15 protein-coding genes and 2 pseudogenes are annotated in these 22,302 nt (G+C 59.8%); 4 read left to right on the plus strand and 13 right to left on the minus strand.

The window, feature by feature from the left end:
- Nucleotides 1-39: 39 nt before the first annotated feature.
- The 10 genes from V7773_RS09000 to V7773_RS09045 form a co-directional block, all read right to left on the minus strand.
- Nucleotides 40-1,146: a glycosyl transferase gene (locus V7773_RS09000; RefSeq protein ID WP_336073060.1), complete on the minus strand. Its 1,107-nt coding sequence runs from the start codon at nucleotides 1,144-1,146 to the stop codon at nucleotides 40-42.
- Nucleotides 1,137-2,246, minus strand: a complete 1,110-nt coding sequence (gene wecB / locus V7773_RS09005) for a non-hydrolyzing UDP-N-acetylglucosamine 2-epimerase (RefSeq protein WP_336073061.1) — start codon at nucleotides 2,244-2,246, stop codon at nucleotides 1,137-1,139. Before wecB ends, V7773_RS09000 begins: the two co-directional genes overlap by 10 nt.
- On the minus strand, nucleotides 2,243-3,829 hold the full coding sequence (locus V7773_RS09010) for an FAD-dependent oxidoreductase (RefSeq protein WP_336073062.1): 1,587 nt from the start codon (nucleotides 3,827-3,829) through the stop codon (nucleotides 2,243-2,245). Before V7773_RS09010 ends, wecB begins: the two co-directional genes overlap by 4 nt.
- On the minus strand, nucleotides 3,819-5,099 hold the full coding sequence (locus V7773_RS09015; RefSeq protein ID WP_336073063.1) for an NAD-dependent epimerase/dehydratase family protein: 1,281 nt from the start codon (nucleotides 5,097-5,099) through the stop codon (nucleotides 3,819-3,821). Before V7773_RS09015 ends, V7773_RS09010 begins: the two co-directional genes overlap by 11 nt.
- Nucleotides 5,100-5,101: 2 nt before the next feature.
- Nucleotides 5,102-5,509, minus strand: coding sequence for a GtrA family protein (locus tag V7773_RS09020; protein WP_336073064.1), 408 nt, complete (start codon nucleotides 5,507-5,509; stop codon nucleotides 5,102-5,104).
- Entirely contained in the window at nucleotides 5,506-6,192 is a 687-nt protein-coding gene (locus V7773_RS09025) for a class I SAM-dependent methyltransferase (RefSeq protein WP_336073066.1), read from the minus strand. The genes V7773_RS09020 and V7773_RS09025 overlap by 4 nt, the downstream gene beginning before the upstream one ends.
- A gap of 92 nt (nucleotides 6,193-6,284) precedes the next feature.
- Nucleotides 6,285-7,307, minus strand: coding sequence for a glycosyltransferase family 2 protein (locus tag V7773_RS09030; protein ID WP_336073068.1), 1,023 nt, complete (start codon nucleotides 7,305-7,307; stop codon nucleotides 6,285-6,287).
- Nucleotides 7,308-7,319: 12 nt separating this feature from the next.
- The gene (locus V7773_RS09035) at nucleotides 7,320-9,728 is read right to left on the minus strand and encodes a phospholipid carrier-dependent glycosyltransferase (RefSeq protein WP_336073069.1); all 2,409 of its coding nucleotides are present in this window, start codon (nucleotides 9,726-9,728) and stop codon (nucleotides 7,320-7,322) included.
- A 232-nt stretch (nucleotides 9,729-9,960) separates the two neighbouring features.
- Nucleotides 9,961-12,408 carry a glycosyltransferase gene (locus V7773_RS09040; protein ID WP_336073070.1) on the minus strand — a complete coding sequence of 816 codons (2,448 nt, stop codon included), beginning with the start codon at nucleotides 12,406-12,408 and terminating at the stop codon, nucleotides 9,961-9,963.
- A 148-nt stretch (nucleotides 12,409-12,556) separates the two neighbouring features.
- Nucleotides 12,557-13,375 carry an ABC transporter permease gene (locus V7773_RS09045; protein WP_063320419.1) on the minus strand — a complete coding sequence of 273 codons (819 nt, stop codon included), beginning with the start codon at nucleotides 13,373-13,375 and terminating at the stop codon, nucleotides 12,557-12,559.
- 181 nt (nucleotides 13,376-13,556) lie between these two features.
- Here V7773_RS09045 and V7773_RS09050 point away from each other — a divergent pair.
- From V7773_RS09050 to V7773_RS09065, 4 genes and pseudogenes are all read left to right on the plus strand, one after another.
- A pseudogene (locus V7773_RS09050) lies at nucleotides 13,557-14,780 on the plus strand (ABC transporter ATP-binding protein); the annotation flags it as partial.
- A gap of 138 nt (nucleotides 14,781-14,918) precedes the next feature.
- A pseudogene (locus V7773_RS09055) lies at nucleotides 14,919-16,280 on the plus strand (polysaccharide pyruvyl transferase family protein); the annotation flags it as partial.
- Complete coding sequence (locus tag V7773_RS09060) at nucleotides 16,274-16,960, plus strand: 2OG-Fe(II) oxygenase (protein ID WP_336073071.1); 687 nt, start codon at nucleotides 16,274-16,276, stop codon at nucleotides 16,958-16,960. The pseudogene V7773_RS09055 and the gene V7773_RS09060, both read left to right, overlap by 7 nt.
- Nucleotides 16,953-19,127 (plus strand): glycosyltransferase, encoded by a 2,175-nt coding sequence (locus V7773_RS09065; protein WP_336073072.1) that lies wholly within the window; start codon nucleotides 16,953-16,955, stop codon nucleotides 19,125-19,127. The genes V7773_RS09060 and V7773_RS09065 overlap by 8 nt, the downstream gene beginning before the upstream one ends.
- Before the next feature lie 48 nt (nucleotides 19,128-19,175).
- Here the strand turns inward: V7773_RS09065 and V7773_RS09070 are convergent, their stop codons facing one another.
- From V7773_RS09070 to bamA, 3 genes are all read right to left on the minus strand, one after another.
- Nucleotides 19,176-20,057, minus strand: a complete 882-nt coding sequence (locus V7773_RS09070) for an NAD-dependent epimerase/dehydratase family protein (protein ID WP_336073073.1) — start codon at nucleotides 20,055-20,057, stop codon at nucleotides 19,176-19,178.
- Complete coding sequence (locus tag V7773_RS09075) at nucleotides 20,038-20,982, minus strand: glycosyltransferase family 2 protein (protein ID WP_336073080.1); 945 nt, start codon at nucleotides 20,980-20,982, stop codon at nucleotides 20,038-20,040. Before V7773_RS09075 ends, V7773_RS09070 begins: the two co-directional genes overlap by 20 nt.
- Nucleotides 20,983-21,089: 107 nt before the next feature.
- The coding region (bamA, locus tag V7773_RS09080; protein ID WP_336073074.1) for an outer membrane protein assembly factor BamA at nucleotides 21,090-22,302 on the minus strand (1,213 nt) is incomplete at its 5' end.

Below are 22,302 nucleotides of genomic sequence, written 5' to 3' on the forward strand. Positions count from 1 at the left end.
TGCGCCCCAGTTGCGGGGTCTTATCCTGGGTATCGGCCGTTATTGGCCGTTTTTGAGATTGATCGCAGAAAAACGCTGAGCCCAACGGTGCGCCTGACGAAATTGATGAACAGTCGAGCGGTCGCTTTGGCTGGAGAGTGCTTCCATGGCGGTTTTACCCAGATCGGTGCCTTCATCCACGATCCAGACCCCCGGTTCTCGGTCGCGCAGGGCCATTTCACCGAAGCGAGTGGAGATGACGGGCAGGCCCAGGGCACGGTATTCGTAGTATTTGATCGGGTCGACCGAGGCGGTCAGGCGAGTGAGCTTGAACGGGATCAAACCCACCGAAAACGTTGTCATGGCTGCGATTGCACCGGCATGGGAGCACTCGGGGAGCAGCTCGATGTTGGCGGGCAATACGCAAGGCGGTGGTGTGAAGAGGGGGCCGATCAGTCGGATCTGGTTTCCAGGATTGGCCTGCGCCAGCGCGATGACCAGCTCCCAATCGAACCAACGCCCCAGCGTGCCAACGTAGCCGAGTACCTGCTGTTTGACACCGAAGTCCAGGCTTTCGACCGGCGCCAGGGCATGCATGTCACAGGCATTGAGGGCCAGTTCTACCTGGTCGGTCATGCCCAGGAGTCTGTCGCGAAGCGGGCTGGAGGACGCCAGTACTGTGCCCACCTGTCCAATGAGCTGCGCCTGGCGACGTTCCATGGACCTGCGTGACAGGCCCTGATAAAAGGCCGGGAAATCATCCATGGCATCGTAGACGGCACGGCTGCCAGGGATGAGGGCGAGCAGTTGCAGGGCCAGTTCGGAAGGTTTTCCGACACAGATCATGCAGGGCCCTTTTGCGGAAAATGCCGCAGCCTCTTTGAACAGGTTGCGCCACAGTCGCTTGAGGAGCAACGCTGAGCCCGGAATGGGCTCGATGGGTAGGCTCCGGGGTTTGCAGATCTGCAACCAGGGTGGAACGCTGACGCTTTGCTGATCGGCAACAGGCGGCTTGCGCGTGAGGTCGGTCAGCGTCGGTAAGCGTGTCGGGTACGGATCGATCCAGAAGACCGGCGCCCCGGTCTGCTGGTGATACCCGTTGACGAAGTGATGGGGGCGCTGGCTGAAGCTGGCCCATGGCACCGGGGACAGGTAGATCATGCGCATGACTGGAAGTACTGCCTGAGAGCGTCGACGATGCGCGCGGCGGCCTTGCCGTCACCATAGGGGGAAACCCCACGTGCCATGCCCTGGTAAGCCTGTGGGTCATCGAGCAGGCGCTGTGCCTGTTCGACGATGGTGTCCCGGTTGGCGCCCACCAGCTTGACCACGCCGAGCTCGACGGCCTCCGGGCGTTCGGTTTCCTCCCGCAATACCAGCACGGGTTTGCCCAGGGCCGGGGCTTCTTCCTGCACGCCCCCGGAGTCACTGATGATCAGGTAAGAACGCTTCATTGTTGCGATAAACGGTGCGTAATCCAGCGGTGCGCAGAGGAGAATGTTCGGCGTCTGGCCGAGCAATCGGTGGGCGACATCCTTGACGTTCGGGTTGGGATGGACCGGGTAGAGGATCTGGATGCCTGGGTTGCGCTCGGCCAGGTCCTTGAGGGCCTGGCAGATATTCTGGAACGGTTCGCCGAAGTTTTCCCGCCGATGGGCGGTCACCAGCACCAGGCGTTTGCTGGCGTCCAGTGGGATAGTCAAGGCGGAGCCTTGTGCGGCTGTCATCAACAAGGCATCGATCACGGTATTGCCAGTCAGGGTGATATCCCTGGCGGCGACACCCTCGCGCAGCAAGTTGTCCACGGCCTGCTGGGTCGGCGCGAAATGCCAGCGAGCCAGTTTGCCGGCGATCACCCGGTTGGCTTCTTCGGGGAACGGATTGCCTAGGTCCCCGGTACGCAGGCCGGCTTCAACATGGCCAAAGGGAATCCGCAGGTGGAAACACGCCAGTGCGGCGCACATGACCGTGGTCGTGTCGCCTTGAGCCAGTACGACGTCCGGTTTCTCGGCTTGCAGTACCCCGTCGAGTTCAAGCAGCAAGCGTGAGGTCAGCACCGTCAATGACTGGTTGGGGCGCATGATGTCCAGGTCCAGATCGGCGGTGATTGCGAAGCCCTCAAGCACCTGGTCCAGCAAGCCTCGGTGCTGGGCGGTGGCGAGCACCCGACAAACGATATTGTCTTGGGCCTGGAGCGCCTTGATCACAGGGGCCATTTTGATGGCCTCCGGACGCGTACCGACGATGCAGAGTACCTTGCGAGTCATGCCTTGTGATTTCCTATCGTTGTTACGAGTGAACGGGCTATCCGGTCCGCGTTGGCCATGAGAGTCAGCGTGTGGGATTTCTCGGTCAGGCTGGGCAGGCAGGCGCCGTCGACAATATGCACGCCGCCAAGGCCCGCGATTTCGCCGAGGCAATCGGTCTGCCCGATCCTGGGCGTCGAGTGCATGGGTAGGGTGCCCGCATAATGGATATCCGCCCCCGGCCTGCCGACCGTGAAGCTCATGGGCATCAATAGCGCGCCCATTTTCCAATAGATCCGGCGCAGCTTTGCCTCGGCGGTCTTCATGAGGCCGGGAAGCTCCGGATGCTCGTGGCCGTTGATGCTCAACGAACCGTCAGGGCGCAAGACCGCCGTGTTGTGAGACAAGTGCCCGGGCAGGAAGATATTCCCGACGACGCAGGCGCTGAGCAGGTTTTTCAGCAGTTCGATGCTGTAGCGTTTGCTCATGGGGATCCGGCTGACAAACTCGGTCATCGGCAAGCCTGTGGTGCTGAACGTCGAACCGAAAGCAGTGGTACTGGCCGTCAGCGCCAGGACGAACGATAGCTGGCCCAGGCCAAATGTCGACACCCTTGGGGTTCCGAGCATTTTCGGCAGCCACAGCAGGAAGGCGGCCGTCGGTGATGACAGCAGCGGGATCGGGGTCGAATGGTTCAGGCCCTTGAGGGCGAGCCGGGTCGTGGCCAGGGTGCCCGTTGCCAGCAGCAGGCGCGTACCGCAGAAGCGCCGGGCGCAGCGATGATCGGTGATCGCCCATGCACCGTCCAGTTTCTGCAGATCCTCCACGAGGAAGTCCTGGACGTGCTGGAACCCAGGGTATTGCTTGAGTTTTTGCAGCTCTTGCGAGGCGCTATACAAGGCCTGGTTCTGACAGCCCCACAAGCAGTTTCCAGACAGGTCGCAGGCCTTGCGCTCGTCCAGCAGTTGGCTCAAGACGGCGACCCTGGAGCGGCCAAGACGAAACCCCTGTTCGGGAAACGCCGATCGGCGCCGGGTGTATTGATCGAGCAGGCGCTGGTGCAGTGTGTCCAATGGCAGGGGTGGTTGCGACCACTCATCGAGACCGAAGTAGCTTGAGAGATCATCGTCGATCCGGCCACTGATACCGATCCGGCGAGTTACCGTTTCATAGGACGCCTGCATCTCGGAGTAATCGATGGGCAGCCCGGCAAAGTCGCTGGCCCCGAGCGTTGCCACGCCGCAGCCCCAGGCATTGGACAGGCCTCCGGTGGCCAGTGAACCGATGCCGATAAAGTTGTCTGTCTCGATGCGATTGCGGGCGCTGAACCCTTCGAAAACATGGGCGTGGGTCGGCGTCTTCAGCTTGGGCGATACCGCGTCCAGTTGGCTCAAGGCGTGGAAGTTTTCGCCGATCATCCATTTCCACTGATGCTCGTCGTTTGCCCTGGCGCTGAGAAATGGACGCGTCGGCGCTGTCACTGAGCCTGTATCGGCCTGGGCATCGACCATCAGGACTTTCAGGCCCGCCTTGACCAGCGGATAGGCTGCCGAAGTCCCGGCCGGACCGCTGCCGACAATGATCACATCAAATTCAGGCTTCACGGTGGGCTTCACTTCCATGCAACAGCTGGCGGGCAAAGGGGCGGCCTAACAGCGCCGCTATCTTCCACGCCAGCGCTTTGACCGAGGTGAGTCCCAGCGCAACCAGCGTGGCGACCAGGCTGCGCGGCTGTTGGGCGCCGAGAAACACTTGCGCGCCCTGGGGGCTGGCTTCGGCAATACCGAGTGCAACCTGCAGGCGCCAGGACAGTTCCTGGCCGTCGGGCTTGTGCAGGACACCGGGATTGTCCAGAAGCGCCAGGAGTATCGGCCAGCGCATCAGCAAGGGTGAATGAATGATGGGGCGGGTTTTACCCGCACGTTGCAATGCCCTGGCGTAACGACTGACCAGGCTTTTTTGCGGCGGGCGTTTGAGCAGGTAGTGCAGGAGGATTGCGGCTTCTTGCAGAAGTCCGCGACGTTGCCCATGGCCGGAGCGATGCATGCCGTAGGCAAGGGGGCGCAACTGGATGCCGAGTTTTTGCAGGGACTGCGCGCTGTCCATGGGCGGCAGGTGGATGAGGGAAAAAATCCGCGCCAGGCCCCATTTCGCGCTCAAGGAGCGTCCGAGTGACAGGCGCAATAGCCTGAGCAATGCCACCGGCAGAGGGACTGGCAGGCGAGCGGCACGCACCCGGTGCGCGGCAATCAACATCAGGAAGCTGCCAAAGGCAATCGGCTGCACGGCGCCCAGATTGAGGATCTCGGCGTCAAGGTCATCCCGCTCGACGACCGCTAAGATCGAGGCTGCCAAGTCGTCGACATGAATAGGTTGCACGCCAGGCGCCGGCATCAGGATCGGAACAAACGGGCTGCGGCGCACCAACCCTGACAACAAACCAAAGAGCCCGCGTTCGGGGCCACCATACACTTGGCCAGGACGGATCACGGTGCCCCCGGCGGCCAATACGTGCTGCTCGATACGCCACTTTGTCCGGCCATAAGCGCCAGGGGCCGTGGCCATGGCGGTTTGACTGGAGATGAAGATGAACCTGGCCGAGCCTTGTTGGGCACAACGGATCAGTGCCTCGGCCGCCTTGACTTCGTCGTCCGCGTTGGTGGGAGATGTCGATGTGTCGGCCGCCAAATGGATCAACACCTGAGTGCCCGCCGGGCACTCGGGCGCCGGGCCCTGCAGGTCATAAGGGAGCCAGGTATAGGTGGCGGGGCACGGCTGGCGCGTGGCGCAAATGATCTCGTGTCCGCTGGCCGCCGCGAGGGCTGACAAGCGTTGTCCGATATAGCCTGTTGCGCCGGTAATCAGTAGCTTCATCGTCATGCGCCTTCGGCGCGGTCAGTGGGAACAGGCGGGTGCGCAGCGCAATGGAACACGAACAGTTTGCTGATCCAGTAAGTCAGCACCACGCAGGCCACATCGGAGACAAACTTCACCAGGGCAGGGCTGTTGACGAAGTACAGCCCCACGCTGAACAGCGCCGAAGCGAGCGGAATATTGATGGCAAGCAACGAGAAATAGCGCACCGCTTGAACCTTGCTGCCGCCGCCGGTCGACTGGAACGTGAAGTGCCGATGCAAAAAGAACGCGAACACACCGGCGACGCCTTTACCGGCGATGTTGGCCAGGACGGGTTGATCGTTGAACAAGGCCATCAATAGCAAGAAAGTCCCCATGTCCAGCGCATAGGCCACGAGTTGGATGATGCCGTACCTGATAAAGGTCAAGACTTCCTCCGGATGACCACGATGTGGTGCAGCGCCAATACCCGTCTCAACGGATACAACAGTTTTTCAACGACCTTGAGCACAGAGATCAGCGCGTCGGGCAGCAACTGGCGAAAGTTCAAGCCGCCGGAAATCAGGTAGCGCAGATAGTTGCCGCAGATTTCCTGGTGGACGATTTCCAGGCCCGGGTGCTTGCGCTCGAACGCCTGCCTGTCGCGAATGAAGACGATGTAGCTGAGGGCTTGGTTGGCACCGTTCATGGGCCCGGTCGACGGGGTTTCCCAAGATGGGAAGTGCATGTCGAAGCCTTCGGATTTGAACAGGCGCTTATAGAGAAAAGCGGCAAAGGGGCCGTGGAAGGGCTCGATCAAAATGGCGCCGCCGCCGATCTTGAGGGTTCTTTCCAGCTCCGTGAAAAAGCGATCGGGATGAGGGAAGTGGTGAAAACAGTTCTGAGCGTAAAAGGCCCTGACCGAGTGATCGTCCAGGCTCATTGCCTCGGCATTGAGCGCCATGTCCAGTTGCTCGGTGGCGACAATGTCCGTGGCCAATACTTCAGGGTATGAGTGACGCATGGGGGCGATGCCTGCCCCCAACTCCACCTCAAGACCTTCGACCTTGAAATAGTGGTCCGCCAGGCGATGAAACGCGTGGTGGAACTCCACGAAGACTTCCCGAAGCATCCGCTTGCGCTCAAGCACTTTGCCGTGAAGTTCCAGGCGTTCGCTGCCATCGACATCCAATGCCTTGAGCGACGGGTCCGATAAAAAATCTCTCAGCGCTTTAATGAGTTTTCTTCCCGCAATGACGTTGCTTTAACACGCCTGGATTGCCGTGGCCGGCTGGGCACCGAGGCGATGTCGTAACCGAGGAACGCCATGATCAGCTGCAACCCCATGAGCATGGGCAGTGCACTGAGCATCACCGTGCCGGCGGGAGTCGCGATGCCATTCTGCGCCGATTCATACCAGTGATAACTGCCGAAGAAGACGCCGAACAAGAACATGACAATCCCGATCGGCAGCTCGATCGAGGCCAGGGACATGTCGCGAAGATAATAGTTGTAGAGCACACGCTTGGTGAAATTGCGCAGGTGTTTGAACAGGAATTCACCGACGATTTTCGAGATATTGAGGTGACTGACCTCATCGCCGTATCGGGCTTCCATCGGAATATCCACCACGACGGCACGCACGGTGTTCAGGCGGAACAGAATGTCGGTCTCGAAAAAGTAGCGTTGGCTGACCTTGTCCAGGGGTAAAAGCCTGGCGACGTCGCGGTGAATCGCCGTGTAGCCGTTGGTGGGGTCGAACAGATCCCAATAACCCGTCGACAGTTTGGCCATCAGCGACAACACGGCGTTGCCGAAAAGGCGGATGCGTGGCATCGATTGGACCTCTTCCAGATCGAAAAACCGATTGCCCTTGGTGTAGTCGGCTTCTCCCGCCAGGATCGGCTCGATGAACAGCGGGATCAGGGTCGGGTCCATCTGGCCGTCCCCATCGACTTTGACGATGATACTCGCACCGTCGGCGAGGGCGGCTCGATAGCCGGTCATGACCGCACCGCCCACGCCTTGGTTGACCTCATGGGGCAGCACCTTGACCCGGGGGTCGTGACAGGAAGCCAGGACATGCCCGCCGGAGCCGTCCGGGCAGGCATCGTCGATGACGTAGATGCGCCAGACCTCCGGCCCTATGGCCGCTATGACGGCGTCTATATGAGCGGTAACCCGATAGCTGGGGATGACGACGGCGACGCGTTGCTCGTCCGTGAAAAGCGCTGTTTTTGAGTTCATCGATATCGCCCACTATTGCCTGAATGAAAGTGACTTGAACTCCAGGGGAGTGTCGGTATGCCCGGATGCATAAATGATCACGGACGCGGCATTCGCAGGGGCGACGACGCTCATCTCATGGGTCTCCCATTGCGTGGTGCAGTCAAACGTTTCGATGCTGGTGGTAATGAAGTTGCCTTGGTCGTCCATCCAATTGGCCTGGATTCTTCCGGCGGTGACCGTCGTTGCGCAACGTGCGGAAACGCTGTTGATGTACGTCAGCCCCGGCGTCACTTCGACCCGCTGTGTGGCCGGTGTCTTGACGTTGACGGTCAGGATCTTGCGCGACGCGTCATAGGTCGAGGGTGACGTCAGGCTCCAGCCCTCGAGGCTGGACAGCTCTGGGTTGAGCAGGTGTTCGTAGTGCGTGTCATTGAGTTTGCGCAGTTCCATGTCACCCAGTCTGGCATACGACGTGGACACCGTGAGCAGCCGATCGAGTGGCGCCTGGTGAAGGGACTTGAGGTCGATCACCAGCCAGCTCACCTGGCGCCGGCGCAAGCGCTGGGCAAGTTCTGATGGCGAGGTCGCCGCGTCGAACTCGTTTTTCCATTTCAGGTTGTACCACGACGCGTAAAGGGCATCGCCATGTAAACCCGCCATCAAGGGCGACGCAAAGACCGCCACGGGCTGATGTCCGGTATTCAAGGCGTTGACGGTGTCGACCATTTTTCGAATGGGCAGGCGTTCCAATAGATAGGCATCCCGACCTGCTGTGCTCAAGAGTGCAGAGGGTTTGATGTCGCCATAGTAAGTCGCGGCCTGGATGAAACGGGTATTGGTCAGGACCAGCACGGCACCGGCGATGATGGCGAGGCTGCGCGGGAAGATCCTGGCGTCGGAAAAGGGCAGGGCCAGGATCACTGAGAACAGCGCGAAGGAGGGGAACACATAACGCAGGTAGGCCGTTGAGTGGAACGTCATGAACATCGCGCCGGCGCCGACCAGGAGGATGCACAGGGCTTTTTTGTTGCCACTCAACAGCACGGCGACGGCAGCCGTGGGCAGCAGCAGCCATTGAAAACCTGCCGCGCCAACCCGCCCCTCGATGAACTGAGGCGACTTGAAGACCATTCGATACAGGGTGTCCCAGGTCACCCCGGTACCGAAAGTGGCCGGTGGTTCGAAGTTGATGTTCGGCCAGAGCGGCGAATGGAAAATGGCATTGAAAAACGGGAACACGGGGTTGCCGGTCAAGTACCCGGCAGAGACGTAAGGGGTAGCACCGGCCAGTATCAGGGCGACACTGCCCAGTAGGACCGTCTTGGCGATCCCGTGGACGGCCCAGGCCTTGTAGTGCAGCAAGAGGATCACCAGCAGGACCGGCAGGACGCTCAGGGTCACCGCCTTGGTCGCCATGGCGAAGCCCAGCAGGAGGCCCGCCAGGAGCAATTGCGACAGGCGCTCCCTGGGCTCCGGCGTAGCGCTTGAGACCTTCAGGATCGCCAGCGTCCCGGCCATCATGAAGGCGGTCCACGCCGATTCGATGTGCAGGCTGCTGCTTTCAGCGAAGGCGAGAGGCGTTGACAGAAAGATCAGGCTGGCCCAGCGGGCGCTTGTGGCGGAGCCTCCGGCCCAGAGGGTCATGTTGCGGATTTGCCACGCCAGCAGCAGGGTGAACGCGCTGTTGCTCAGGCGCGAGGCTGTTTCACCGGCCAGCATATAGACAATGCTGTAGATCCAGTCGGCCAGCATGGGCATGACCGCCCACACATAGGTGCTGGCGTCGAACGTCCATTGATGCTGTTGGGCCAGGTGTGACGGGACAAAGAGGTGCATGGCCAATGCGTCGTGCCCGACCTCCGGCATGAAGGCGACCAACACATAGAGGCAGGCGAAGCTGCAGATCAGTACGTCGAGCCCCGTCTGGAGGGGTGTTTGCGCTGAGCGGTCGGCCCGGATTTGCCGCAACAGTTCACGGCCTATCGAGGTGATGTGTCTACGCCCCAATACAAGCGGCAACAACAGCAGCGCGCCATACAGCCAGGGGTAGTTGATCGGCAAGTAGGCCGCCAGGCCTGTCAGCGTGCCGAACGTACCGGCTCCCACCAGCAGGTGGACGCTCCAGTCGTCCAAGGTTTCTTGCCTGAGCATCCAACTGCCGAGCACGGTCGAAGACAGTGCGAACACCGCGACGACCATCACCGGCCAAATCTGTGCGCAGGCAATGGACAGGCACGCCAGCAAACCCAGGCAAAGAATGATCGGTGGCTTGCGAGTGAAGACGGTGAGGGCGGCCAGCCCTGCCAGTGACAGCAATATCGTCCGGGTGCCGCTGTTCATGGACGCCAGTTCAAGCGTCGAAAAACCGTATGCGCCGACCACCGCACTCGCCAGCAAAACCAACAACACCACTGCGTATTTCAGGCTGAATCTGGGCAAAATATCGTCTCGGCTAAAGGGGCAACGCTGTCCATTAAGGCAAACCAAGATCCGTGGCGAGGGAGCTTGCTCCCGCTGGGCTGCATAGCAGCCCCAAAAGGCAGGATGCGACCAACCTGACACGCTGCGGAGGCTGGGTTCAGGGCCGCTTCGCAGCCCAGCGGGAGCAAGCTCCCTCGCCACGGATTCATCGGCTCCCTTGAATAAATGGCATTGCCTGCAAAGGGGCTGCTTATACGTCTCGGTACGTGTGCGGGACCCAGGATCCCCACTTGCTTTCGTAGATCGCCCGGTTCTTTTCGAAAAGTGCCTGTTTTTTCCTTGCGCCCAAGGTGTTGAACGAGGCGGACAGGTGGTGGTGCACGAAAACGTCTTCGGCACATGCCGCGCGCATGCCACGACGCTGCACGCGACGGCAGTAATCGTCATCCTCGAAGAACCCCAGGCCATACTCTTCGCACAGGCCACCGATTTGCTCGTAGGTCGAGCGCGGGAACATCACGCAGAAAAAAGCCAGGGTGTTGATTTCGAACCACTCGCCCATACGGGCGCGGGTCATCTGCGCGGCCTCGGCGGGCATGTCTTCGATCCGGCCATAGCGGGTGCTGACTTTGGCCTCATTGCCGATGTTGTTGGTGATCGGGCCGATGATGCCGATTTCCTTGTGGTCCTGCAGATGGCGGATCAAGCCTTTGATCCAGCCGACGGTGACGACCGTGTCGTTGTTCAGGATGACCAGATAGTCGCCACTGGCCGCTGCGAGGCCCTGGTTATTGCCGGCGGCGAAGCCCTTGTTGTCCGGGTTGAGGATGACGATCCGGTCCGGATGTCCCTTGGCCCAGGCGGTGAGGTAGGCCGGGGTCTGGTCGCTGGAGTGGTTGTCGACGACGATGATTTCAAGGTTCGGGTATTGGCTCTGGGTCAACAGGCTGTCGAGGCAGGCCTTGGTCAGTTCGAGGTTGTTGTAGGTCAGCACCACGACGCTGACTTTGGGCTGGGGCAATGCCGCGATGGCATCGCGCAGGCTGGCGGCCCGGTGCTGCCAGGTCTGGCCTCGGGCGAACGATTGACGAGCCTCCAATGTGGCGCTGGCCTCCGGCAGTGCCCCCAGGACAGCGCGCAGGGTCGAGATGAACTCAGTCGGCTCTTCAACCGCCCAGACCAGTTTGCCGAACTGGCTCAACTCCGGCAGTTTCACCGACACCACCGGTTTGCCCGCGCTCAGGTATTCATAGACCTTGACCGGGTTGGTGGCGAGGGTCAACGGCATGACCTTGAACGGTAGCAAGCAAACGTCCATGGCGTGGAGGTAGTAAGGCAGGGCGGTATACGGGACTTCACCTTCCAGGATCACATTCGGGCAGGCCTTGAAGTGTTTTTTTGCCTGGACGATATCACTGCCGATCAACAGAATCAGGTGCTGCGGGAAGGATTGGGCGACCCGCTTGACCAGGTCCAGGTCGAACCATTCGGCAATAACGCCGTAGTAACCGATGATCTTTCTGTTGGCAGGGTCCCGGTAGACCCTGTCGGGACGTCGGCTGAAGAAACTGAACTCGCAGGCGTTGCGGATCACCTCGACGTTGCGGTTTTCCCGCTTGCCGTGTTGTTCGATCCAGTCGGATGTCGCCACCAGCAGATCGGCCCTGCGCATCAGGGCGATTTCCAGGTCGAGCAGTTCCTGGGCAACGTTGCCGAAACCTTCGTGATGATCCATGCAGTCATAGACCAGGGTGGCGTTGGGGACACGCCTTGCCAGCGGAAACCAGTAGGCGTGCTGGACAATGCAATCCGCGGCATCGACGTTCGCCGCTTCCAGGAGCATGGCCAGGCCTTCGCACAACTGGCGGATCACGGCCGCTGACGGCGGGGCATGATAGATGGCCGGTGCACCGCGTACCTTGAAACGGATCTGGAACAGCCGGTGGGAGCCTTCCAAAGGTTCTGCTTGGAAGCCGGGGGCCTCGTCGTCGATGAAATTGTTCGAGATATAAAAAGTCGTTTGTCCGGCCCGGGCCAATTCCTTGGCCAGGTTTTGCGGGCGTTGGATGCGAAAGTGCCAGTCAATCACGCCGAACATCAGGATCATGGGCTGCCCGAGGCTGGACGGTACGGCAACGTTTACGGGCGGTGGCAGAGTTTGCAGCGCAAAACCAGCGTCTGGCGATGATTCGCCTGGTGTTGCCTTGCCGGGTTTCAGCCAATTTCGAAGCCGACGCGCCAGTTTGCTTTTCTGCTGTGCGGTGAGGGGCAACCAGGCGTAGACCCGGCGCGATAATTTATACAATTGCTTGCGTATCAAATAACGCAGCGGTGCACGTTCGATGGCGTTGCCCCAGTCGGAAAGCTTGAACAACTCGGCTTGCTTGGCCGCCAGTTGGGCACGCAAATCCACCGCCCAATCGGAAAACACGACAGCCTCTTTTTCCTTTGTCTGGATTAATGCCTCGGCGTCCTTGAGGCGCTGTTCGGCCAGCCGCAGTCGCTCACGCAGCCGCCCGGTCTTGCCTTCTTGAAGTGACAGGCGGGTGCGAAGCGCTTTTGAATCAAGGTTCAGTTGTTTGATAAGCCGATCTCGATTCTCGATTTCCTTGACCAGTTGCAAGGCTTCAATGGATCTGGAATGTGTTGAGCGAGTCAGTTTGTCAATGCAATCAACAAGACGGTTGATCTGGTCCATGCGGTTTTCTGGTCCTTTGGTCAATACGGCAACGCATACTCGGTCTTTCAGGATCGATGTTGGCTTCAATCAACACAGACAGGCCCAGGCTCCAGCCGTGCATGAATCATCATAGCGGCTGCTGGACGGGGCGCCACGCCAACAAGCGTCATATGACGTCGGCAAAGCCTTTGCGTGTCCGCTGGAACCAGGCGAACCCTGAGCAGGCAATCAGTACGGAGGTCGCCGAATAAGCGGCCAGTTGCCCCCATTGTGGCGCCTTGCCCCAAAACAGGACATCGCGAACCATTTCCACCGGCAGTGTCAGGGGATTTGCCTGCAGGGCGACCTGGTAGCTTTGGGGCAGGGTCGAGAGTGGATAGAAAATCGGTGAGAGAAACAGCATCGCCGTGATGATAATGCCGATGAACTGGCCGATATCGCGCAGGTAGACGCTTATCGAGGCGAGAAACCAGGAGATTCCCAGCGTCAGCAGCACCAATGGGAACAGCACCACCGGTAGCAGAAGCGCGGTTACCGGAGGGGTACCGAACAGGACGATATAGAACACCAGCCAGGCCAGGACGCTGACCGCCATGTGGAACAGTGCTGCGCCGAGCGACACCAGGGGCAGGGTTTCCAGTGGAAACACGATCTTCTTGACGTAGTTGGTATTGGCCAGCACCAGGCCTGGCGCACGGTTCACGCATTCGGAAAACAGGTTGAAGACCAGCAGGCCCGCGAACAGCACCAAGGCGAATTCGCTCTTGGATTCACCGCCCCCAGACCAGCGGGCCTTGAAAACGACACTGAACACGAATGTGTAGACCACCAGCATGAAAACCGGCGTGAAGAACGACCATAGAATACCGAGCATCGAGCCTTTGTAGCGACCGATGACTTCCCTGCGGATCAACACGTAGATCAAGATTCGATTGATCAGGACACTCTTGAGCATGGCAACGGGGGACGTGCTGAACGACTGCATCGGAGCTTGATCCTCAAGACAATAGCGGAAGCTCCTTGAGCGCATCCTCATGGAGTAGGCCCAGTGTAGATTCATTCGAAGTTTTTTATCCCATCTGTGCTTAACTCATCCGCAGCATCCAGCGAAGGACTGATTCAGTAACGCCGCAATAATGGCCGTGATTCATGGAAGGGTTTTGCCGATGTCGTTTGAAGTGGCCATCCGCGCCGAAAACCTGAGCAAGTGTTATCAGATTTACGATGCCCCCAAGGACCGCCTGTTGCAGATGCTGGTGCGCGGCAGGAAGCGTTTCTATCGCGAGTTCTGGGCCCTGGACGATGTTTCCCTGACCATCGCAAGGGGGGAGACCGTCGGTATCATCGGCCGTAATGGCAGTGGCAAATCCACCTTGTTGCAACTGATCTGCGGAACGTTGATGCCAACTCGCGGCAGTGTCCAGGGGCAGGGGCGGATTGCGGCGTTGCTCGAGCTGGGGTCTGGTTTCAATCCGGAGTTCACCGGTCGGGAAAACGTCTATGTGAATGCGGCGGTGCTGGGCTTGAGTCGCTCGGAAATCGACGCTCGCTTCGATGACATCCTCGCCTTTGCCAATATCGGCGACTTTATCGACCAGCCCACCAAAATCTATTCCAGCGGGATGCTGGTACGGCTGGCCTTCGCCGTTTCGGTCTGTGTCGAGCCCGAGATCCTGATCGTCGATGAGGCCCTTTCCGTCGGCGATGCCTCGTTTCAATTCAAATGCCTGAATCGGCTGGAAGAACTGGCTGCCAAAGGCACGACCCTGCTGTTCGTCTCCCATGACATGAGCATGGTCAAGCGCTTTTGCCATCGGGTCATCTATCTGCGCGCAGGCCGGGTCGTTGCCAGCGGTTCGCCCGATGAAATGGCCGAGCTGCATTTGCTCGACATGCGTGACGAGCAACGCCGCTGGGCCAGTGGCGGGGTCATACCGGTGACGCGCAAGTCCTTCATGGGCGGGCAGGAGGGGATGGCCTTCGGGACCGAGGAGGGGCACATCAGCGCTGCCTTTTTCACCAACACCCAGCAACTTTCCTCCAGCTACCTGTATGGCGACGACATCGAGATTCGTGCCGAGGCGTTGCTGCATGAGTCGATCACTCAACCCAACATCAGCTTCACCATCCAGGAAGCCAGGCTGCTGGTGATCGGCGGGGGCAACTTCGCACTGCAAGCAGGCCCGGCCGAGAATGGCTGGCGGCGCGCGGTGATCACGGTGCGCTTCCCGGCCAACCTCGCCGAGGGGCGCTATCATGTCACGCTAAAGCTGTTGCACGGCGCGACGGAAGACACCTCGCAACTGATCGAGAAACAGGTGGCGCCCTTGGCGTTCGACATGTTGCCGAACAACAAGCATTTTCTGGGCATGGTTGACCTGGGGTTGCAGAGGATCGACCCTCGGCCAGTCGAGTCGCTTGCCAAGGCCTGCGGGACTCAAGGAGAGAAGGTCTTGACGCAACACCTGGACGAGCGCACGTGGCAGGTCGCTATATTCGGAACCTTTGATGTAGAAAACTACGGTGATCTGCTGTTTCCCATCATTGCCGAGGCGGAATTGGTCCGGCGCTTGGGTTCAGTCAACCTGCATCGGTTTTCCTATCACGGAAAAAATCGACCTGAATGGCCCTATGCGGTGACGTCTTTGACGCAGTTGCCTCATGTAGCGGCCAGCCTGGATGGCGTTTTGATCGGCGGGGGCTTCCTGATCCGGTTCGATAAAGTCGTTGCCCACGGCTATGGTCCGACAACCGCCAATATCCATCACCCCACCGGTTACTGGTTGACCCCTGCGCTTATCGCGCAGCAGCACGGGGTTCCGGTCATATGGAATGCCCCCGGGATGCATTGCAACAGTATTCCCGACTGGGCCAGGCCGTTGTTGACGATGGCCCTTGAGCAAAGCCAGTACGTGCGCGTCCGTGATGCGCTGTCGCGCGATGCCCTCGGTGCGCTCACCCCGCAGGCCGAGATCGAAGTGCTGCCCGATACCGCGTTCGGCTTGCCCCGCCTGATCGATGAGCAGCAGCCTTCCGTCGAGTTCGTTCGCCTGCGTGAGCAGGCCGGGTTGAATGGGCCTTACATCGTGATCCACGCCATTCATGTGGTGGAGTCTTTTGTAAAACTGTTCGAAGACCACGCCGAGGCGTTCCAGGGCTATCAGTTTTTGGTGGTGCCGATTGGCCCTGTCCTGGGGGACGATCCGTCGGTCATTGCCGGGCGCTTGCCTGGGGCCGTCACCTTGTCGTTCTGGCCGGAACCGTTGCTCATGGCGGAAATTCTCAGCCAGGCCCAAGCGGTGATCGGCCATAGTTACCACCTGGCAATCACCGCCCTGGCGTTTGGCGTCCCGGTGTTCTGCTCGGCGGACCTGACCACGGGCAAATACACGGCGTTGGCTGGGTTCGACACACTCCACGCATTGCCGGACGTGGCGACGGTCGATCCGCAATGGTTTCTCGCGCGGGTGGGCAAGACCCGCCCATCGCCCGCGGCGCTTGCGGCGGCAGATCGGTTGGTCGAGCATTGGGACCGGGTCGCGGCGATCATTCGCCAGGGCAAAACGTCGTCCCAGCCGGTGTTGGGCGCTTTTCTACAGCATCTGCCCAATCTGCTCGAAAGCGCAGCCCAGGGTCGCGACCCATTGCCGGCTGAATGTCCGGCAAGCCCCGTCGTGGCGGAGCCTGAGGTCATCGAACCGACGCCGGAGCCGGCAACACAGGCGCTCGCCCAGCAGCAACGGATTGCCCAACTCAGTCAGCAACTGGCCCTCAGTGATGCCAGGATGCTTGAGTTGCAGAACTCCAATTCATTCCGAATGACCGCACCACTGCGTTCCATCGCCCGTGGTATCAGAAACCTGACAGCGAACAAGAACAGACAATGCTAGATCTCTCTCGTCTCACGCCAGCGGCGCTAAAGTCTCATCCGTTCTCATGGGCTGAAATTGGCAGTCTGTATTCGGCCGAGGATGCCGCCGCGTTGGCGGCAACCTTCCCCCATGATCACTTCAAGACGGTAAGTGGCTATGGGGGTGAAAAAAACTATGACTATGAGGCCCGCGCCCTGGTAGACATGGGCAGCCATACCATCGCTTTCCCCGAAGAACTGAGCGAGGCGTGGTTGAGGCTGGCGCAGGATCTTGGCTCGGCCGGCTATCGTGAGGCCATGTCGGAGCTGACCGGGATTGATCTGCGCAGCGTGCCGATGGAGGTCAACGTTTTTCATTACGGTCCTGGCGCGAGTCTGGGGGCCCATCCAGACCTGCCCGATAAACTGGTCACCCATATCCTGTATTTCAATGAGTCCTGGGACCGCAACGACGGCGGGTGCCTGAACATCTTGCACCGTAACGATCCCACTGCCGTGGCGGCCGAGATCGAGCCCCTGGTGGGCAACTCGGCGATCCTGGTACGTTCGGATAACTCCTGGCATGCTGTCACGCCCGTGGTGAGCGGCTGTCATTCCTCCCGCCGCAGCCTGACGGCAACGTTCTACCGACCGGGGTCCCTCAGTTCCATGTGGCCACCGGGCGACAGCACTCCACTGCATGGATACCCACGTGCTTAAGCTCGACAGCACCTTGATCGACCGCGACGCCGCCTTGGCTCAAAGAGATGCGGCCATCAATGAGCGCGATATTGCCTTGGCAAAAGTCGACTTCCTGCAAAACACCCGTTCGTGGCGTTTCACTCGCCCCTTGCGCTCGCTGTTCCGATGGATGCGTTATGGGTTTGCCGCTACCCAGGAGTTCCCCGACACGGCCGCTGCAATCGTCTACCCGGCCGCACCGGAACCGTTGCCGAACGTTGAGGTGGAGGCTGATTTTGCCACGAAGGGACGCCTGGATATTCTCTGCTTCGCCAACATCGATTGGGCCGCACGCTTCCAGCGACCGCAGCAGTTGATGAGTCAGTTTGCGAGCAATGGTTATCGGGTGTTTTATATCGTCCCCGCCCGTGTGCCGGAACAGGCACAGCTCTATGGATTGACATCGGTGGCGCCCAATGTCTTTGAAGTGGTCCTGCAGCGCGAGGCGCAAGAGGCGTATTACGAAAAAATAGTGACGCCTGAAAATCATCAGGCGTTGCTGCGTGCCCTGGCTGCATTGGTCGCCGACATGCAGATCAGAACCGCCCTCTCGGTGGTGCATATCGCTTACTGGAGCCCCGTGGCACTCAGCCTGCGAGCCATGCATGGCTGGCGTATTCTCTATGACTGCATGGATGACTGGGATGGTTTTCCGAACATCGGCGAACAGCTGCTGAGCGAGGAAAAGACCCTGGTTGCCCAGGCGGATCTGGTGACCGTTTCCGCCGCGTTGCTTTACCACAAGTGGTGCGCCCATAACCCACGCTGCGTGCTGGTGCGAAACGCGGTGGATTTCGCTTTTTTTCGGCAGCACTGCTTTACCAATGATGTGCTGAACGGGCTTGTCGGGCCTGTCATTGGTTACTACGGTGCCCTGGCGCAATGGCTCGATTTTCCTTTGCTGGCGGCGTTGGCGGACAGGCGGCCAGAGTGGAACTTCGTCCTGGTGGGGGATATTTTTGTCGACGATCTGGCGGGCCTTGAGCGCAAGCCCAATGTCCAGTTGTTGGGCCGCAAGCCTTATTCGCAGATGCCGCTTTACCTGGATCATTTCGATGCCTGCCTGATTCCCTTCAGGCTCTACAACGTGACGCATGCGGTCGATCCGGTGAAGTTCTACGAGTACATCAGCGCAGGCAAGCCGGTGATCTCCACGCCTTTGACGGAGATGAGCATTTACAAAGACCTGCTGTACTTCGCCACCGGGGTCGATGAGTTCATCGAGCAGATCGAGCGTGCCTTGGCCGAGCGCGACCTGGCCCTGTACAAGCGGCGCGTGGAGCTCGCCCGAGCGAACGACTGGAAGGATCGATTCAATAGCATGCAACTTGCTATCGTCGGGCTGTACGAGAAAGTCTCCATCGTGCTCGTGACATACAACAACCTCAACCTGACGATTCAATGTGTAAACAGCATTCTGAGAAATACCACCTGGCCCAATTACCAGCTCATTGTCGTCGACAACGGCTCGGAGGATGGTACGGGCGATTATCTTGAGCGCCTGCGCCAAGAGGTGCCGACCGCGAAGGTCATCCTCAACCCCGACAACCGAGGCTTCGCTGCGGCCAATAACCAGGGCTTGCGAGAAGCCGACGGTGACATCCTGCTGTTGCTCAATAACGACACGGTAGTGCCTGGCGGCTGGCTGGATCCGCTGGTCAGGCATTTGAGAGAGCCGAGTATCGGCTTGGTCGGACCGGTCACGAATGCGGTAGGCAACGAAGCGAAAGTCGCGGTTTCCTACACCGACATTCAACAGATGCAAGATTTTGCAGACCGCTACACCGAAGCCCGCAGGGGGCAGACGTTCGATATTTCGATGCTGGCGATGTTTTGTGTCGCCTTTCGCCGCCGCATCCTCGAAGAGGTGGGTTATCTGGATGAAGCCTTCGGTATTGGCATGTTCGAGGACGACGACTACAGCCGTCGCGTGCAGGCGGCCGGCTACCGGACGGTCTGCGCCGAAGACGCGTTTATCCATCATTACGGGCAGGCGTCGTTCAGGAAGCTGATCGCCAGTGGTGAGTACCAGGCCCTCTGGGACAAAAACCAGGCGTACTTCGAAAGCAAATGGGGGGCGTGGCAGGCCCACGTTCATCGTGACGAGCCTGGCGGGGAAACGGGGGAGAAGGCTGGGTCGCAATAAGGCCGGCACCGCCACATCCAACATCATCGCAACCATGCCAAGGCTGTTTCAGCGCCCAGGCAAATCTTCATCCATCAGATGAAACGCCCGGGGAGCAAAACCAAGCCAGTCACTGGCGTGCGAATGGTCGAACACCAGGTCCTGGTTCATCCGCCCCACCAGGGCGCTTGAAAGATGTCGGTAACGTGGCAGGCAGCGCAAAATCGAAACGCCCGCGCTGAGTGCCTTGGCGGGAAGGGGCAGCGTTCGCTCCGGGCGTCCCATGGCCTGGAAGATTCGCCGCACCATCGTGTGATACGGCAAGACTTCCCCTCCTGAGAGGTTGTAGCCGCCACTGGGCAGGCCAGGTGTACTCATGGCGGACAGACACGCCTGGATCACGTCATCCCCATGCACTGGCTGGCGCAAGCCGGTACCGCCACCGATAAGCGGGAAAAAACCGAAGCGTTGAATGAAACGTGCTATTTCCGAGATGTTCTTGTCGCGGCCAAAGCCATAGATCAGGGTCGGTCGCAGGATCACCCATTCGATTTGCCGTTCGATCGCCCACTGCTCGAGTTGTTCTTCTGCACAGATCAAGCGTTGCGCCACGTCCCTCTCCCGAGCGTCAGGCGATGCGTGCTTGGCGAAGCGGCTCGTGGAGGAGAGCACGACAACGCGTTTGACGTGGGTGCTGGCAAGGCGCTCCAGGTAGTCGGGCAGCACCCAGAGGGGGGCGAATGACAGGAACGTGTCCAGCGCCAATCCGTGCCAGTCGTCAGCCTTTCGCCAGGTCACGCCGGGGCAGGGCGCCTTGGGCTGGCTTCGAGTGAAGGCGCTCGTCAGGTGGCCGGTTTGCGCCAGCAATGGCAGGGCGCGCTCGCCCAGGAGGCTGGAGCCGCCCAATATGCCTATCCGCAATTGAGCGCTCTTATCGTAGGTTCCATGCATTTCTAAACCGGGTGGTGGCGTGGCGAAGGACCACCAGGCCGAATCGAAACCAGACCCCGATCACCACGCTGATCCACAGGACGGTAGGGTACTTGCGGCGAAAGAACTTGCGATAGAAACGCAGGAATCCCAAGTGTTTGTGCCATTCGACGAAATAGGGACGATGACGACTGCAACCACCGAATACATGCATCACACGGGCATCAGGTACGAACAGTACGCGCCAGCCGGCCTGATGGAAGCGCATGCACCAGTCCAGGTCTTCGCAATGAAGGAAATAGTCTTCGTCCCATAAGCCGACACTCTCGATCGCTTCGCGCTTGACCAGCATGCACGCCCCGGAGATGGCCTCAACGACAACGGGCGTGCCGGGTAGCGGCTCCTTGTGCAATAAAAAATCGGATAACAGCGATGGGAAAAGTACTGAGAGCCGCGAAAGTCCGAAGGCCCGCATGAAGGCACGCCTGGGCGTGGGGAATACCCGGCGCCCACCGGCTTGCTCGCTGCCGTCCGGGTTGCACAGGAACCCTCCGACCATGCCGATCTCCGGCGCGCTGCGCAGCGCCAGTAGCAAGTGGTCTATGGCATCGGCGGCCAGCACGGTGTCCGGGTTCAAGAAAAACAAGTTGGGGGCCGCTGACAGGCGGGCACCTTGGTTGCACGCCACGGCGAAGCCGAGGTTGGCGGCATTGCGTACGATTTGAAGCGCGTCGCCGGCAGCGTGGGTTCGCTCCACCAGCATCAGGCTATCGTCGTGGGAGTCGTTATCCACCACGATCACTCGGGAAGCGCCGGCGGCAAATGCCGACCCTACACACGCCAGCAAAAGCTTGCCAGCGTTGTAATTGACGATGATCACATCACACTCGCCACGCAGAGATGATGTGGCCCATTCATCCATAGCGAGCAGTTCCACTGCTTCCAACTTCATCACTCCATTGCTCAAACCTGGATACGTATGGGGTCGCAACTACTCAGGTCTGTATCAAAGATAGCAGGTCCGTGCCCTGCGACCAGTTCCGGCCAGCGCTTTCAGAACGTTTGCCCCAAGGAAAACTGGAATACCTGCGTATCAGCGTTATCCGGCGTTCGGACCGGAAAGGCGACGTTGGCGCTCAACGGGCCCAGCGGGCTATACCACGTCACCCCGACTCCCACCGAGCTGGCCATCTGGCTGAGGTCGACCCCATCGCATCCCTGGGTGGTGCTCAGGTAGCACTTGTCGGAATAGACGCTGCCAACGTCCCAGAACACCGAGGTACGCAGTGATTTGTTGTCTTTGATGAAGGGCAGTGGGAACAGGTACTCCACGCCGCCGGTGATGAGTATGTTGCCGCCCAGTGACTCGGTGTCCCGGTCGGAGTAGTAGGCTTGGCCGGCGCTGGCATAGGTGCCGGTGGCCGGCGTGTTGCGCGGGCCGAGGGTACCGCTTTCAAAGCCGCGCACCGAGCCTTCGCCACCGGCGGTGTAGTTTTCATAGAACGGCAGGCCGTCGGTCGAACCGTAGCTATTGCCGTAGCCGAGTTTGGTGTGTAAACGCAGCGAGGTGGCGTCGGTGACCGGCAGGAAGGCCTGCCCGGTGTAGTCGATCTTGTAGAAGCTCAGATCACTGCCAGGCACCGTCGCCATCAGGTTCAGGCTTTGCGAATGCCCCCGAGTGGCCAGCACGCCTTTGTTCAGGGTTGATTCGGACCAGCCGAGATTTGCCTTGAAGTTGGTGAAGTCCTTGCCTTCACGCTCGATGAAATCGTAGATCTCATCGGCGCTGTAGGTCCCCGGTTCGATGCTGTCATGTTGCACCGTCACGCCGAAATTCAACCGTGAGGTTTCATTGATCGGGTAGCCGAGGGAGGTGCCGGCGCCGTAGCTATTGATGGAATAGTACGAATAATCGTCATCGTAATATTCGTTGTAGTCAGTGGCGTTGTAGAACAGGTTGTAACCCAGGCTCACGCCGTCTGGCGTGAAGTAGGGGTCGGTAAAGCCGATGTTGTACTTGCTTTGGTAGGACGAGCGGGTCAGGCCCAGGCTGGCGGAGTTGCCGGTGCCGAGAAAGTTGTTCTGGGTGATCGAGCCGCCAAGGATCAGGCCGGCGCTTTGCGAGAAGCCGACGCTGGCGCTGATCGAGCCGGAAGCCTGCTCTTCAACGCTGTAGTTCACATCGACCTGGTCATCGACGCCCGGTACGGCCGGGGTCTCGACGTTGACTTCCTTGAAGAAACCCAGGCGCTCCAGGCGGGTCTTA

Source organism: Pseudomonas sp. 3JA (genome assembly GCF_036961705.1).
Taxonomy (GTDB): domain Bacteria; phylum Pseudomonadota; class Gammaproteobacteria; order Pseudomonadales; family Pseudomonadaceae; genus Aquipseudomonas; species Aquipseudomonas fluorescens_Q.

Coding starts and splice junctions, on each gene's coding strand:
- V7773_RS09070 (WP_336073073.1), bottom strand. CDS start 20,057: ATGCATGGAACCTACGATAAGAGCGCTCAATTGCGGATAGGCATATTG.
- wecB (WP_336073061.1), bottom strand. CDS start 2,246: ATGACTCGCAAGGTACTCTGCATCGTCGGTACGCGTCCGGAGGCCATC.
- V7773_RS09025 (WP_336073066.1), bottom strand. CDS start 6,192: ATGCTTCGGGAAGTCTTCGTGGAGTTCCACCACGCGTTTCATCGCCTG.
- V7773_RS09060 (WP_336073071.1), top strand. CDS start 16,274: ATGCTAGATCTCTCTCGTCTCACGCCAGCGGCGCTAAAGTCTCATCCG.
- V7773_RS09000 (WP_336073060.1), bottom strand. CDS start 1,146: ATGCGCATGATCTACCTGTCCCCGGTGCCATGGGCCAGCTTCAGCCAG.
- V7773_RS09015 (WP_336073063.1), bottom strand. CDS start 5,099: ATGAAGCTACTGATTACCGGCGCAACAGGCTATATCGGACAACGCTTG.
- V7773_RS09040 (WP_336073070.1), bottom strand. CDS start 12,408: ATGGACCAGATCAACCGTCTTGTTGATTGCATTGACAAACTGACTCGC.
- V7773_RS09045 (WP_063320419.1), bottom strand. CDS start 13,375: ATGCAGTCGTTCAGCACGTCCCCCGTTGCCATGCTCAAGAGTGTCCTG.
- V7773_RS09030 (WP_336073068.1), bottom strand. CDS start 7,307: ATGAACTCAAAAACAGCGCTTTTCACGGACGAGCAACGCGTCGCCGTC.